The sequence below is a fragment of the Streptomyces sp. RKAG290 genome (genome assembly GCF_023701695.1).
Taxonomy (GTDB): Bacteria; Actinomycetota; Actinomycetes; order Streptomycetales; family Streptomycetaceae; genus Streptomyces.
Map to the genome: position 1 here is coordinate 1,227,248 of NZ_JAJOZC010000001.1, position 14,705 is coordinate 1,241,952.

The 14,705-nt window shown below is 70.3% G+C and carries 14 protein-coding genes; 1 reads left to right on the forward strand and 13 read right to left on the reverse strand.

Features of this window, described 5'->3' with window-relative positions:
• Positions 1–62: 62 nt before the first annotated feature.
• The 9 genes from LNW71_RS05275 to LNW71_RS05315 all read right to left on the reverse strand — a co-directional run bounded on the left by LNW71_RS05275 (position 63) and on the right by LNW71_RS05315 (position 10,473).
• On the reverse strand, positions 63–755 hold the full coding sequence (locus LNW71_RS05275) for a response regulator (RefSeq protein ID WP_250967172.1): 693 nt from the start codon (positions 753–755) through the stop codon (positions 63–65).
• Positions 756–804: 49 nt separating this feature from the next.
• Complete coding sequence (locus LNW71_RS05280; RefSeq protein ID WP_250967173.1) at positions 805–3,348, reverse strand: ATP-binding protein; 2,544 nt, start codon at positions 3,346–3,348, stop codon at positions 805–807.
• Between the two features lie 335 nt (positions 3,349–3,683).
• On the reverse strand, positions 3,684–4,361 hold the full coding sequence (locus LNW71_RS05285; RefSeq protein WP_250967174.1) for a potassium-transporting ATPase subunit C: 678 nt from the start codon (positions 4,359–4,361) through the stop codon (positions 3,684–3,686).
• A 6-nt stretch (positions 4,362–4,367) separates the two neighbouring features.
• Positions 4,368–6,494, reverse strand: a complete 2,127-nt coding sequence (gene kdpB / locus LNW71_RS05290; protein WP_250967175.1) for a potassium-transporting ATPase subunit KdpB — start codon at positions 6,492–6,494, stop codon at positions 4,368–4,370.
• Entirely contained in the window at positions 6,491–8,155 is a 1,665-nt protein-coding gene (gene kdpA / locus LNW71_RS05295; protein WP_250967176.1) for a potassium-transporting ATPase subunit KdpA, read from the reverse strand. Before kdpA ends, kdpB begins: the two co-directional genes overlap by 4 nt.
• A gap of 7 nt (positions 8,156–8,162) precedes the next feature.
• On the reverse strand, positions 8,163–8,252 hold the full coding sequence (gene kdpF / locus LNW71_RS05300; RefSeq protein WP_037777601.1) for a K(+)-transporting ATPase subunit F: 90 nt from the start codon (positions 8,250–8,252) through the stop codon (positions 8,163–8,165).
• A gap of 337 nt (positions 8,253–8,589) precedes the next feature.
• Positions 8,590–9,354 carry a DUF3710 domain-containing protein gene (locus LNW71_RS05305; RefSeq protein WP_250967177.1) on the reverse strand — a complete coding sequence of 255 codons (765 nt, stop codon included), beginning with the start codon at positions 9,352–9,354 and terminating at the stop codon, positions 8,590–8,592.
• Position 9,355: 1 nt separating this feature from the next.
• A complete protein-coding gene (gene dut / locus LNW71_RS05310) occupies positions 9,356–9,889 on the reverse strand; it encodes a dUTP diphosphatase (protein ID WP_250967178.1) in 534 nt (177 codons plus the stop codon).
• The gene (locus LNW71_RS05315) at positions 9,889–10,473 is read right to left on the reverse strand and encodes a PaaI family thioesterase (RefSeq protein ID WP_250967179.1); all 585 of its coding nucleotides are present in this window, start codon (positions 10,471–10,473) and stop codon (positions 9,889–9,891) included. The genes dut and LNW71_RS05315 overlap by 1 nt, the downstream gene beginning before the upstream one ends.
• Positions 10,474–10,531: 58 nt before the next feature.
• On the opposite strand from LNW71_RS05315, the gene LNW71_RS05320 reads away from it, so the two are divergent.
• Positions 10,532–10,990 carry a DUF3093 domain-containing protein gene (locus tag LNW71_RS05320; RefSeq protein ID WP_250967180.1) on the forward strand — a complete coding sequence of 153 codons (459 nt, stop codon included), beginning with the start codon at positions 10,532–10,534 and terminating at the stop codon, positions 10,988–10,990.
• Between the two features lie 148 nt (positions 10,991–11,138).
• On the opposite strand, the gene LNW71_RS05325 is transcribed toward LNW71_RS05320, so the two are convergent.
• From LNW71_RS05325 to LNW71_RS05340, 4 genes are all read right to left on the reverse strand, one after another.
• On the reverse strand, positions 11,139–12,092 hold the full coding sequence (locus LNW71_RS05325; RefSeq protein ID WP_250967181.1) for a hypothetical protein: 954 nt from the start codon (positions 12,090–12,092) through the stop codon (positions 11,139–11,141).
• 13 nt (positions 12,093–12,105) lie between these two features.
• On the reverse strand, positions 12,106–12,402 hold the full coding sequence (locus LNW71_RS05330; protein WP_003965732.1) for a DUF4193 domain-containing protein: 297 nt from the start codon (positions 12,400–12,402) through the stop codon (positions 12,106–12,108).
• A gap of 404 nt (positions 12,403–12,806) precedes the next feature.
• Complete coding sequence (locus LNW71_RS05335; protein ID WP_250967182.1) at positions 12,807–14,042, reverse strand: ATP-binding protein; 1,236 nt, start codon at positions 14,040–14,042, stop codon at positions 12,807–12,809.
• Positions 14,043–14,047: 5 nt separating this feature from the next.
• The gene (locus LNW71_RS05340; protein ID WP_024490544.1) at positions 14,048–14,701 is read right to left on the reverse strand and encodes a response regulator transcription factor; all 654 of its coding nucleotides are present in this window, start codon (positions 14,699–14,701) and stop codon (positions 14,048–14,050) included.
• Positions 14,702–14,705: the final 4 nt, after the last annotated feature.

A 14,705-nucleotide genomic window follows, 5' to 3' on the forward strand; every position in this document is an offset into this window, starting at 1 on the left:
ACTGCCGACCGTGGCCGCCGTCTCACTCGAACGGGTTACGCGGGCGGCCGGGGCGCGGCCCGTCAGGACCGCTCGAAGCGGTACCCCATCCCCGGCTCGGTGACGAAGTGCCGGGGGTGCGAGGGGTCGGCCTCCAGCTTGCGCCTCAGCTGGGCCATGTAGACCCGCAGATAGTTCGTCTCGGTGCCGTAGGACGGCCCCCAGACCTCCTGGAGGAGCTGCTTCTGGCTGACCAGCCGGCCGCTGTTGCGGACCAGTACCTCCAGCAGATGCCACTCGGTGGGGGTGAGCCGTACGTCCCGTCCCTCGCGGTGGACCTTCTTGGCGGCCAGGTCGACGGTGAAGCCCTCGGTCTCCACGATGACGACCTCGTCGCCGCCGTCCTGGCCGACCGGCTCGGCGCGGCGCACTGAGGCGCGCAGCCGGGCCAGCAGCTCGTCCATGCCGAACGGCTTGGTGACGTAGTCGTCCGCCCCGGCGTCCAGCGCCTCGACCTTCTCGTCGGAGGTGTGGCGGGCGGAGAGCACCAGGATCGGCACCCGGGTCCAGCCGCGCAGCCCCCTGATCACCTCGACGCCGTCCATGTCGGGCAGTCCGAGGTCCAGGACGACGACGTCGGGGTGGCGCGCGGCGGCGAGCTGCAGGGCGGTCGCCCCGTCGGGCGCGGCGTCCACCTCGTACTTGCGCGCCTTCAGGTTGATCACGAGGGCGCGTACGATCTGCGGCTCGTCGTCGACCACAAGCACCCGGGTCATCGCGTTCCTGCCTTTCTGCTGTACGTCGGTCCGCGGAGCTCTCCGCGGATCATGAGGTGACCCGCGCGGGCAGGCCGGGGCTGACCGGGACGTGTCCCGAGGCCGCCTTGAGGGTCAGGACCATGGTGAGTCCGCCGCCGGGGGTGTCCTCGGCGTCCAGCGTGCCGCCCATGGACTCCACGAAGCCACGGGCCACGGCGAGGCCCAGGCCGACCCCGGCGCCGCGCGGGGCGTCACCGTAGCGCTGGAAGGGCTCGAAGATGCGTTCCTTGCCGTCGTCGGGGACGCCGCGGCCCCGGTCGGCCACCCGCAGCTCGACGCGGGCGCCGAGCGAGCTCGCGGCCACCGTGACGCGGTCGCCGTCGGGGCTGTACTTGACGGCGTTCTCGACGATGTTGGCGACCGCGCGCTCCAGCAGGCCGGGGTCGACGGCGACCATCGGCAGGGTCTCGGGGATGTCCAGGTCGACGCTGTCCTCCGGCACGCCGCCCAGAGCCATGGGCACGACCTCGTCGAGGTCGATCTCGCGGATCAGCGGGGTGACGGTGCCGGTCTGCAGCCGGGACATGTCGAGGAGGTTGCCCACCAGGTGGTCGAGGCGGTCGGCGCCGTTCTCGATGCCTTCCAGGAGTTCGGCCTCGTCGTCGTCGGACCAGGCGACGTCGTCGGAGCGCAGGGAGCTGACCGCGGCCTTGATGGCGGCCAGCGGGGTCCGCAGGTCGTGGCTGACGGCGGCCAGCAGCGCGGTCCTGATCCGGTTGCCCTCGGCGAGCCTGCGGGCCTCCTCGGCCTCGCCGACGAGGCGCTGGCGGTCCAGCACGACGGCGGCCTGGGCGGCGAAGGCGCCGAGGACCCGGCGGTCCTCGGCGGGCAGTACCCGGCCGGAGAGCGCGAGGGCCATGTGGTCGCCGACGGGCATGTCCACATCGGCGTCCTCGGGCCGGGTGACCGGCGCCGGCCCGACGCTCCCGGCGCAGGTCCACGGCTCGACGTCGCTCTGCCGCTCCAGCAGCGCGACGGATTCCATGCCGAAGGTCTCGCGGACCCGGTCCAGGAGTGCGGCCAGGGTGGTCTCGCCGCGCAGCACGCTGCCGGCCAGGAACGACAGGATCTCGGACTCGGCGCGCAGCCTGGCGGCCTGGTGGGTGCGTCGGGCCGCCAGGTCGACGACGGAGGCCACCGCGACCGCGACCGCGAAGAAGATCACGATGGCGACGAAGTTCTCCGGGTCCTGCACGGTCAGGGTGTGGGTGGGCGGGGTGAACCAGTAGTTCAGCAGCAGCGAGCCCGCGGCAGCCGAGGCGAGGGCGGGCAGCAGCCCGCCGAGCAGGGCCGCGGCGACGGTCATGAAGAGGAACAGCAGGACGTCGTTGGCGAGCCCCGGACCGTTCTCCAGGCTGGTGAGGAGCAGCGAGAGGAGGGCGGGTCCGCCCACGCCGACGAGCCAGCCCCAGATGATGCGGGCCCGGCCGAGGCGGGCGCCGCGTGCGATGGGCAGTCCGCGGCCCTTGGCGACCTCGTCGTGGGTGACGATGTGGACGTCGAGGTCGGTGCCGGACTCGCGGGCGACGGTGGCGCCGACGCCGGGTCCGTAGATGTACTGCCAGGCCTTGCGGCGGCTGGAGCCGAGGACGATCTGGGTGGCGTTGACGCCCCGGGCGAATTCGAGGAGTGCCGAGGGTATGTCGTCGCCGATGACGTGGTGGAAGGTGCCGCCGAGGTCCTCGACGAGGGTCCGCTGGACGGTCAGCTCCTTGGGCGAGGCCGAGGTGAGGCCGTCACTGCGGGCGATGTAGACGGCGAGGATCTCGCTGCCGGAGCCCTTGGCCGCCATCCGGGAGGCGCGGCGGATGAGGGTGCGCCCCTCGGGGCCGCCGGTGAGCCCGACGACGATGCGTTCGCGGGCCTGCCAGGTGGTGCGGATGTTGTGCTCGCCGCGGTACTGCTGGAGGTACTCGTCGACCCGGTCGGCGACCCAGAGCAGGGCCAGCTCGCGCAGGGCGGTGAGGTTGCCGGGGCGGAAGTAGTTGGACAGTGAGGCGTCGATCCGGTCGGGCTTGTAGATGTTGCCGTGCGCCATCCGGCGGCGCAGCGCCTGGGGCGACATGTCGACCAGTTCGAGCTGGTCGGCGCGGCGGACCACCTCGTCGGGCACGGTCTCGCGCTGGCGTACCCCGGTTATCGACTCGACGACGTCACCGAGCGACTCCAGGTGCTGGATGTTGACGGTGGACACCACGTCGATCCCGGCCTGGAGGAGCTCCTCGACGTCCTGCCAGCGCTTGGCGTTGCGGGAGCCCGGCACATTGGTGTGCGCCAGTTCGTCCACCAGGGCGACGGCCGGGGCGCGCTCCAGGACCGCGTCCACGTTCATCTCGGTGAAGACGGCGGAGCGGTACTCGATCTCGCGGCGCCGGATCTGTTCGAGGCCGTGCAGCATGACCTCGGTGCGCGGGCGGTCGTGGTGTTCGACGAAGCCGACGACGCAGTCGGTGCCCCGTTCCACCCGCCGGTGGGCCTCGGAGAGCATCGCGTACGTCTTGCCGACGCCGGGTGCCGCACCGAGGTAGATCCGAAGTTTGCCGCGCGCCATGGCCCCATTGTCTTCCAGGAATCCGGCTACGGCCGATGCGGCAGCCACTGTCGAAGCTACCTCGCGGATTTCCGGCATATCGGACGGGGGGTGCGGGAGCGGACCGTATTGACGTAATTCTGATGCCCCGGCCGGACCGGCCGGCCGGGGCCGCCACACCCCGTGTGCGCTGCGAGGACTCCGCCACGCCTGCGCGCGCTCGTCGCGCCGGTGCCTCGGTCATGCCGCTCCCCCGTACGTCCACGGCCCCGTCGGCCGCCCGTACGAGCGCCGGGTTCGGGGACGGGCGAAGCCCGGGGCCGGCCGTGGTGGCCGGTCCCGGGCGTGGCGTGCGGTCAGTGCGCCGCGGTGTCGCTCACCAGCTGGCGCAGCGCGATGTTGAGCTTCAGGACGTTGACCCGCGGCTCGCCGGCGAAGCCGAGGATCCGGCCGTCGGTGTGCTGCCCGACGAGCTTGTCGACCTGGGCGGCGTCGAGGTGGTTGCGTGCGGCGACGCGGTTCACCTGGAGTTGTGCGTAGGCCGGGGAGATGTCCGGGTCGAGTCCGGAGCCGGAGGAGGTGACGGCGTCGGCCGGCACCTGTGCGGGGCTGACGGGGTGGCCGGGGACGGAGTTGTCCTTGACCACGGCGGCCTTGGCGGCGGTGACCCAGTCGATGAGCTCCTTGTTGTCGCCGGAGCGGTTGGTGGCTCCGGAGAGGATCAGCTTGTACTCGGTGTTGACGCTGTTGGTGCCGAGGCCGTTGGAGGGGCGGGGCTGGAACCACTTGAGGTCCGGGTCCGGGGTCTCCTGGCCCTTCCTGAGGGGGAGGTCGTAGCGCTGGCCGATGAGTTCGGAGCCGACGACCTTGCCGTTCGCCGTGATCTCGGATCCGTTGGCGCGGCCGGGCATGAGCCCTTGGGCGACGCCGGTGACGGCGAGCGGGTAGATGACGCCGCAGACCAGGGTGAGGACGAGCAGGGCGCGCAGTCCGGCCCAGAGCAGCCGGGCGGAGTTTCCTACGGAGGTGTTCATGGCAGGTCAGCCGATTCCGGGGATGAGGGAGATGATCAGGTCGATGATCTTGATGCCGATGAACGGGGCGATCAGGCCGCCGAGTCCGTAGATCCCGAGGTTGCGCCGGAGCATCGAGTCGGCGCCGCTGGGCCGGTAGCGGACGCCCTTCAGGGCGAGCGGCACCAGCGCCACGATGATCAGCGCGTTGAAGACGACGGCGGACAGGATCGCGGACCGGGGCGAGGACAGGTCCATGATGTTGAGCTTGTCCAGGCCCGGGTAGACCACGGCGAACATCGCGGGGATGATCGCGAAGTACTTCGCGACGTCGTTGGCGATGGAGAACGTGGTGAGTGCGCCGCGGGTGATCAGGAGCTGTTTGCCGATCTCGACGATCTCGATCAGCTTGGTCGGGTTGGAGTCCAGGTCCACCATGTTCCCGGCCTCCTTGGCGGCCGAGGTTCCGGTGTTCATGGCCACGCCGACGTCCGCCTGGGCGAGTGCCGGGGCGTCGTTGGTGCCGTCGCCGGTCATCGCGACGAGCTTGCCGCCGGCCTGTTCCCGCTTGATGAGGGCCATCTTGTCCTCGGGGGTGGCCTCGGCGAGGAAGTCGTCGACGCCGGCCTCCTCGGCGATCGCCTTCGCGGTCAGCGGGTTGTCACCGGTGATCATGACCGTCCGGATGCCCATCCGGCGCAGTTCGTCGAACCGCTCGCGCATGCCCTCCTTGACGACGTCCTTGAGGTGGATGACGCCCAGCACCCGGGCGCCGTCCCCGTCCTCCAGAGCCACCAGCAGCGGCGTGCCGCCGGCCTGCGCGATGCGGTCGGTGAGGGCGCCCGCGTCACCCGGGACGGCGCCGCCGCGTTCCTTCACCCAGGCGATGACCGATCCGCTCGCGCCCTTGCGGACCTTGCGCATGCCGACGTCCACCCCGGACATCCGGGTCTGGGCGGTGAAGGCCACCCAGTCGGCGCCGGACAGCTCACCCTGGTGGCGCTCGCGCAGGCCGTACTTCTCCTTGGCCAGGACGACCACGGACCGGCCCTCGGGGGTCTCGTCGGCCAGCGAGGAGAGCTGGGCGGCGTCGGCGAGTTCGGCCTCGGTCGTGCCCGCGACCGGGAGGAACTCGGCCGCCTGGCGGTTGCCGAGGGTGATGGTGCCGGTCTTGTCGAGCAGCAGGGTCGACACGTCGCCCGCCGCCTCGACGGCCCGTCCGGACATGGCGAGCACGTTGCGCTGCACGAGCCGGTCCATGCCGGCGATGCCGATCGCGGAGAGCAGCGCGCCGATGGTGGTCGGGATCAGGCAGACCAGCAGCGCGGCCAGCACGATCATGGACTGCTCACTGCCCGCGTAGATCGCGAAGGGCTGCAGGGTGACCACGGCCAGCAGGAAGACGACGGTCAGCGAGGCGAGCAGGATGTTCAGCGCGATCTCGTTGGGAGTCTTCTGCCGGGACGCGCCCTCGACCAGGGCGATCATCCGGTCGATGAACGTCTCCCCCGGTTTGGTGGTGATCTTGACGACGATGCGGTCGGAGAGCACCTTCGTGCCGCCGGTGACCGCGCTGCGGTCGCCGCCGGACTCCCGGATGACCGGGGCCGATTCGCCGGTGATCGCGGACTCGTCGACGCTGGCCACCCCCTCGACGACGTCTCCGTCGCCCGGAATGATGTCGCCGGCCTCGCACACCACGAGGTCGCCGATGCGCAGCTCGGTGCCGGGCACCCGCTCCTCGGTCCGGCCGGTCAGCCGGCGGGCGACGGTGTCGGTCTTGGCCCGGCGCAGGGTGTCGGCCTGTGCCTTGCCCCGGCCCTCGGCGACCGCCTCCGCCAGGTTGGCGAAGACGGTCGTGAGCCACAGCCAGACCGTGATCGCCCAGCCGAACCAGTCGGTCGGGTCCAGGGCGGCCAGCACGGTGGTGAGCACCGAACCGACCAGCACCACGAACATCACCGGGGACTTGACCATCACCCGGGGATCCAGCTTGCGTATCGCGTCGGGGACCGCCGCGAGGAGCATCCCGGGGTCGAACAGTCCGGCGCCGACGCGCCCTTCGGGGACCGGCCCGGACGGTGCGTCCTGATGGGGCGCGCGGGCGGGTGTGACTGTGGACATCGCGTCCTCTTGCTTCGTACGGATGGTCATGACGCCAGCCCCTCGGCCAGCGGCCCCAGGGCGAGGGCCGGGAAGTAGGTCAGACCGGCGATGATCATGGTGGTGGCGACCAGCAGTCCGCTGAAGAGCGGCTTGTGGGTGCCGAGGGTGCCGACGGTCGTCGGTACGGCCCGCTGCTCGGCGAGCGAGCCCGCCAGGGCCAGCACGAAGACCATGGGAAGGAACCGGCCCAGCAGCATCGCGAGTCCGATGGTGGTGTTGAACCACTGGGTGTCCGCGTTGAGCCCGGCGAAGGCCGAACCGTTGTTGTTGGCGCCCGAGGTGTAGGCGTACAGGATCTCGGAGAAGCCGTGCGCCCCGGAGTTGGTCATCGAGTTGCCCGGGGTGGGCAGGGCCATCGCGACCGCGGTGAAGCAGAGCACCAGGGCCGGGGTGATCAGGATGTAGCAGGCGGCGAGCTTGATCTCCCGGGTGCCGATCTTCTTGCCGAGGTACTCCGGTGTGCGGCCGACCATGAGACCGGCGATGAACACCGCGATGACCGCCATGATCAGCATTCCGTAGAGCCCCGATCCCGTACCACCGGGAGCGATCTCGCCGAGCTGCATGCCGAGCATCGTGATGCCACCGCCGAGGCCGGTGAACGAGGAGTGGAAGGAGTTCACCGCTCCGGTCGAGGTGAGCGTGGTGGCCACCGCGAAGAGGGACGAGCCGCCGACCCCGAACCGCGTCTCCTTGCCCTCCGTCGCCCCGCCGGCGATGTCGAACGCGGGGCCGTGGTGGGCGAATTCGGTCCACATCATCAACGCGGTGAAACCGAGCCAGATCACGCCCATCGTCGCGAGGATCGCGTAGCCCTGCTTCAGGGAGCCGACCATGCGGCCGAAGGTGCGGGTCAGGGCGAACGGGATGACGAGGATCAGGAAGATCTCGAAGAGGTTGGAGAGCCCGTTGGGATTCTCGAAGGGGTGGGCGGAGTTGGCGTTGAAGTAGCCGCCGCCGTTGGTGCCCAGCTCCTTGATGACCTCCTGGGAGGCGACCGCACCGCCGTTCCACTGCTGCGAGCCGCCCATGAACTGGCCGACGGAGTGGATGCCGGCGAAGTTCTGGATCGCACCGGTCGCGACCAGTACGAGGGCCCCGATCACCGAGATCGGAATCAGGATCCGTACGGTGCCGCGCACCAGGTCGGACCAGAAGTTGCCCAGCTCACCGGTGCGGGACCTGGCGAAGCCGCGCACCAGGGCCACCGCGACGGCGATGCCGACGGCGGCCGAGACGAAGTTCTGGACCGCGAGGCCACCGGTCTGCACGACGTGGCCCATGGCCTGCTCGCCGTAGTACGACTGCCAGTTGGTGTTGGCGACGAACGACGCAGCCGTGTTGAACGCCTGGTCGGGGTCGATCGAGGAGAAGCCGAGCGAACCGGGCAGCGAACCCTGGAGCCGCTGCAGCAGGTACAGGAAGAGAACGCTCACGGCGGAGAAGGCCAGGACACCGCGCAGATAGGCGGGCCAGCGCATCTGTGTGTTCGGATCGGCGCCGATGGCCTTGTACATCCACTTCTCCACCCGCAGATGCTTCGGGGAGGAGTAGACGCCGGCCATGTAGTCACCGAGCGGGCGGTACGCCAGGCCCAGCGCCACGACGAGCGCGAGCACCTGGAGCACACCTGCGAGGACGGGGCTCATATCGGGCTCAGAACCTCTCCGGGTACAGAAGGGCGAGGACGAGATAGCCCAGCAGGGCGACGGCCACGACGAGGCCGACCACGTTTTCAGCGGTCACAGCTTCGCCACCCCCTTGGCGATGAGTGCCACCAGCGCGAAGACCGCGATCGTGATGACGACGAAGGCCATGTCGGCCATCGGGTGCTCCTGGATGAGGTGCGGATTACTCGGACCTCTTGAGCAAACCCCTCGCAGACGCCGCTGTGACCTGCGTTGATGGCTTCCTTACGGGGAGGGGCGCGGCCTTGACGGCGCCTGTACGTGCCCCATACGCGCCCCATACGGGCCGCCGCACTCCCCCCGGGCCGGAGCGGCAGCCCGCGGACATGCAGAAGCCGGTGGGCCGTACCCCCGCGAAGGGGTACGGCCCACCGGCCGGTGCGTGCGGGTGCGGGTCAGCGCACCTCGGTGATCTCGGGGCCGCGCTGGAGGCCGGCCATGCCACCGGAGAACTTCGAGCCCTCCTGCTCCTCCTGCTGAACACCCTCGGGGACCATCTGGGCGTCGTTGGGGAGCTTCAGGACGATCGGGTCGCGCGGGGCCATCGGGCCCTCGCCGCGGACCACCACGGTGTCCCGGAAGACCGTCTCCAGCAGCCCGGCGGCCTCCGGCTGCACGGCACCCTGGCCGGAGATCACGCCGCGAAGGAACCAGCGCGGGCCGTCGATGCCCACGAAGCGGACCATCTGCACGCCGTTCGCCCCGTCGGGAAGCTGTACGGGGACCTGCGCGCGCAGCTCCCAGCCCAGCGGGCCCTCGACCTCGTCGATGATGCCGCCCTGCTGGGTGATGCCGGAGGCGATCTCCTCGCGGACCTCGCCCCAGATGCCCTCTTTCTTGGGGGCGGCGAAGGCCTGCAGCTGGATCGCGCTGTCGCGCAGCACGACGGTCGCGGCGACGATCGCGTCACCGGCGACCTCGACGCGCAGCTCCATGCCCTCGACTCCGGGCACGAAGATGCCGCCCAGGTCCACCCGGCCCTCGTCGGGCCGGGAGACCTCGTCGATGTCCCACGGCCCGTCCGGCCGCGGTGCCGGCGGAAGGTTCATCCGACGCGATCCGCCCGCGGCGTCATCGAGCTCGTCGACGACCTGCTCGGCCTCGCGCGCTTCGTCCGCCGCGTCCTCGGCGGAACCACTGTTCTTGCGACGTCCGAACACGTCACTGTCCTTCCCGGTCGGATTCGACCGAAGCGTAGCTGTTCCCGTCCTGGGGAACCCCGCCCCGGACGCCATCAACATCAACGGCGGCATGACCGCCGGTGGACCCGAAGCCCCCTTCGGCCCGCGCCGAACCGGGAAGCTCCGACACTTCGTGGAAGCGCACCTTCTCGACCTGCTGCACGACCAGTTGGGCAATCCGGTCGAACCGCTCGAACCGCACGGACTCGCGCGGGTCGAGATTGATGACGATTACCTTGATCTCTCCACGGTACCCGGCATCAACCGTCCCCGGGGCATTCACGAGGGCGACTCCGCAGCGGGCGGCCAGGCCGGATCGCGGGTGCACGAACGCGGCGTACCCGTCGGGCAGGGCGATCGAAACCCCCGTGGGCAGCACGGCCCGTTCCCCCGGCGCCAGTTCGGCCGCCTCGGTGGTCACCAGATCGGCTCCGGCATCGCCCGGGTGCCCGTACGCCGGGATCGGCACGTCCGGGTCGGTCCTGCGGATGAGCACGTCCACGGGATGGCGCATCAGGGGTTCACCTCGAAGGCGCGGGCCCGCTTGACCTGGTCGGGATCGGCCATCGCCGCCTGGATCTCCTCGGGGCGGCCGTTGTCGATGAAGTGGTCGACCTTGACCTCGATGAACAGGGCCTCGGCCCGGACCGCCACGGGCCCGTCCGGGCCGCCGATCCGGCCGGTGGCCCTGGAGTAGATCTTCCGGCCGTGCACGGCGGTGATCTCGGCGTCGAGGAAGAGCACGGTGCCGACCGGGACGGGGCGGACGAAGTCGGTCTCCAGCCGTCCGGTCACCGCGATCACCCGCAGCAGCCAGTTCAGCGAGCCGAGCGTCTCGTCGAGCGCGGTGGCCAGCACCCCGCCGTGCGCCAGGCCCGGGGCGCCCTGGTGGGCGGCCTGCACGGTGAACTCGGCGGTCACCCCGACGCCCTCGCCGGCCCGCGCCTGGAGATGCAGCCCGTGCGGCTGTCCCCCGCCGCAGCCGAAGCAGTGTTCGTAGTGCGCGCCGAGGAGCTCACCGGGGGACGGCGCTTCGGGATGCCGGACCGGTTTCACCGCGTCGGCCGGGGGCTTCAGAGCCGCAGATGTTCCACTCACAGCCGCAGACCTTACCCGCGCGGGTACCCGCAGGTCGCGCCGTGCCAAGCTTGGGCGCATGCAGCCTTCCACCCCGCCATTCGACGAACGACTCACCGCACCCCGTTCGTGGTGGTTGATCGCCTTCCTGTTCGGCATCGCGTGCGCGCTGATGCTGCTGCCACTGGGCAGCCTGCCGCTGCTCGGCGGCCTGGTGGGCGGCACGGCCGCGGCCGCCGTGGTGGTGAGCTCGTACGGCTCCGTCCGGATCCGGGTGGTGGCCGGCGCTCTCGTGGCGGGCGACGCCCGGATCCCGGTCTCGGCACTCGGCGAGGCCGAGGTGCTGGACGCCGAGGAGGCGCGCGCGTGGCGTTCGTACAAGGCGGACACCCGGGCCTTCATGCTGCTGCGCAGCTACATCCCGACGGCGGTGCGGGTGAAGGTGACGGATCCGCAGGACCCGACTCCGTACGTCTATCTGTCGACGCGTGAGCCGCAGGCACTGGTGGCGGCGCTGAAGGCCGCAGTCCCGGCCTAAGGGCCTCTCACCGGCGCCGTCGGCCCCGGGGGAGCCCCTCGGGGCTCCGGGCCGGCCAGGAGGGCCTGAGGGCGCCCGGTGGGGCACCTGCGCGCCCGGCGTGACCCGGACGAGAGGTCCTGGGGTCTTCCGTTCGGATCAGGCCGGATCAGGCCCTCGGGTCGTGGGGAAAGGGCTCGTAAGGGAGCTCCGGCCGTTCCAGCGGAGGCAGCTCCGGCAGCCGGTCCCAGGGGATCTGGCGTTTCCGCAGGTCCTTCCTGATCCGTTCGGCCAGCCGTTTGGTGTCACGGCGGTTCATCATCGCGCCGACCGCGGCGCCGATCATGAACGGAATCAGATTCGGCAGGTCGCGCACCGTGCGCTTCATGATCTGCTGGCGCAGCTCGCGCTTCATCTGGCCGCCGAGCGCGGCGTTGACCGTCGTGGGGTGGGTGACGTCGATGCCGCGTTCCTCGGTCCAGGACGTGAGGTAGGCGGTGGAGCGCTGGCCGATGCCGCCCGGCGGGCGCAGTCCGTACACCTCGTGCAGCTCGGCGACGAGCTTCATCTCGATCGCGGCCACACCGGTGATCTCCGCGGCGATCTCGGCGAGCATGGCGGGTGGTACGGGCATCATGGCCGCCGCGCCGATTCCGGCGCCGACGGTGGCGGTGGCCCTGCTCGCACCGGCGATGAGCCGGTCGGCGATCTCTTCGGGCCCGAGGCCCGGAAAGTGCTTGCGCAGCGTGGCGAGGTCGCGCACAGGGACGCGGGGAGCGATATCGATGATCAGGTCGGCGATATGACCGATCGCGGCCTTGGCGCTCTCCCCGCCCTTGCGTACGCCCCGTTTCACTGATTTCAGACGGCCTGCCCCGGTCACGGGCTCCGTCCTGTCGACCTGTTCGACCCTGTCGGCCGTGTCGACTTCCGCAGCCGCTTCGGCTGCTTCGAGCGAGGCCGGCAGGCCCCGCCCGTCATCCTGTCCGTCCGGCGAAGGTGGCAGGGCGGACAGCTCGGCAGGCGCTGCTACGCCTTCTGCCGGGCCTGTACCGCCCTGATGCGCCTCCGGCGACTTCTTGCGCCGGGGGCGCCGCTTCCGGAACGGTGTGTCCCCTGCCACGGCCGACCGGACCTCAGTCGCAGTCGCGGCAGATCGGCTGGCCGTTCTTCTCGCGGGCCAGCTGACTGCGGTGGTGCACGAGGAAGCAGCTCATGCAGGTGAATTCGTCGGCCTGCTTGGGCAGGACCCTTACGGCCAGTTCTTCGTTGGACAGGTCTGCGCCGGGCAGCTCCAGTCCTTCGGCCGCGTCGAACTCGTCGACGTCGACGGCGGAAGCCGTCTTGTCGCTCCGACGAGCCTTGAGCTCTTCAAGGCTGTCCTGATCGACGTCGTCGTCGGTCTTGCGTGGGGTGTCGTAATCCGTTGCCATGTCGCTCTCCCCCTCTGGGTGTCTGCGGTGTCTCAGCGCACGTAACGCGTGAGAGGCCGGACTTGTGCCCGACCCGAGGCGGAGATTTTGCCTCACATCAAGGTCTGTTACTCAATCGACACCCAAAAGGACCGCTCGAGAGTGATCGGCTTGGGTGGCGATGGGGACCGTACACGGTCCCGATGGTGCCCTTCGCAGGCACCACCCCGTGTACTTCCCGTGATAATGGCCCCCGAAAACCCCGACTTTTGCCGGTTTTCCGGTGGGAGCCCTGATCACGGAGCGTGGACGGCCTTAAATTCGCTCCTGTGATCGATCACACACGGATCCGCCGGGACAGGGTCCCGAAAATTCCGCTAAAAGCGAACAAAATAATCCGCGTGCAAATCGCTTCGCCCGGCCTGTCAGACAGGCAGTGAGACGCGCATCACAAGACCACCGCCCTCGCGGGGCTCCGCGATGATACGGCCTCCGTGAGCGCGCGCGACGGACCGCGCGATCGACAGGCCGAGCCCCACCCCCTTGTCGCTGCCTGTCCGCTCCGTACGCAGCCGTCTGAAGGGCTCGAAGAGGTTGTCGATCTCGTAGGCAGGCACCACGGGACCTGTGTTCGAGACGACGAGCAGGGCCTGGCCGGGCAGCAGCTCGGTGCTGACCTCGACCCAGCCGCTGTCCGGGACGTTGTAGCGGACCGCGTTCTGTACGAGGTTCAGCGCGATGCGCTCCAGGAGCACGCCGTTGCCCTGGACCACTGCCGGGGCCAGCTCGCCGCGCATCTCCACGCCCTTGGTCTCGGCCTCGCCGCGCGCCTGGTCGAGGGCGCGCGAGGCCACCTCGGCCAGGTCCACGGGTTTGCGTTCGACGATCTGGTTGTCGCTGCGGGCGAGCAGCAGGAGTCCCTCGACCAGCTGCTCGCTGCGTTCGTTGGTGGCCAGCAGCGTCTTGCCGAGCTGCTGGAGCTCCGGCGGTGCCTGCGGATCGGAGAGGTGGACCTCCAGCAGCGTGCGGTTGATCGCGAGCGGGGTGCGCAGCTCGTGCGACGCGTTCCCCACGAACCGCTGCTGCGCGGTGAAGGCCCGCTCCAGCCGTTCGAGCATGTCGTCGAAGGTGTCGGCGAGCTCCTTGAGCTCGTCGTCCGGGCCGTCCAGCTCGATGCGCCGGGACAGGTCCGTGCCGGCCACCCGGCGGGCGATGCGGGTGATCCGGCCGAGCGGCGACAGCACCCGGCCCGCCATCGCGTAGCCGAAGGCGAAGGCGATGACGCTGAGGCCCACCAGGGCCAGCAACGACCGGTTGAGGAGCGTGTCGAGCGCCTGCTGCCGCTGGTGGTTGACGCAGGAGTTCATCGCGGCGTTGACGGCGCTCGGTGATCGCCCCTCCCCCAGCAGGTTGCACACGTCGCTGGACACATGGCCGTCGACGATCTTGAAAGGCAGCTCGCTGCCCACGTGCAGGGCCTGCGCGGCCAGCATGTAGATGATCGACAGCAGCAGGATGCCCGCGATCAGGAACATGCCGCCGTACAGCAGGGTGAGGCGTATCCGGATGGTCGGGCGCAGCCAGGGGTACGGGGGCTCCTGCTGTTTGGGCTCCCAGGTGGGTTTGGGGGGCGCCGTCGCGGGCGGCGGGACGGTGGGCACCGGCGTCAGATCCGGTAGCCGGAGCCGGGTACGGTGACGATCACCGGCGGCTCGCCGAGCTTGCGCCGCAGCGTCATGACGGTCACCCGGACGACGTTGGTGAACGGGTCCGTGTTCTCGTCCCAGGCCTTCTCCAGGAGCTGCTCGGCCGAGACCACGGCGCCCTCGCTCCGCATCAGGACCTCCAGCACCGCGAACTCCTTGGGTGCCAGCTGGACCTCCTGCTCGCCCCGGAAGACCTCGCGGCGGTTGGGGTCGAGCTTGATCCCCGCACGCTCCAGGACCGGCGGCAGAGCGACCGTCGTACGCCGCCCGAGGGCCCGCACCCGCGCGGTCAGCTCGCTGAAGGCGAAGGGCTTGGGCAGATAGTCGTCGGCGCCCAGCTCCAGGCCCTCCACGCGGTCGCTGACGTCCCCGGAGGCGGTGAGCATGAGCACCCGGGTCGGCATGCCCAGCTCGACGATCCGGCGGCAGACGTCGTCACCGTGCACCAGGGGGAGGTCCCGGTCCAGCACCACGACGTCGTAGTCGTTGACCTCGATGCGCTCCAGGGCCGCCGCACCGTCGTACACGACATCGACGGCCATGGCTTCCCGGCGCAATCCGGTGGCCACCGCATCGGCGAGCAGCTGCTCGTCCTCCACGACGAGTACGCGCACGGCG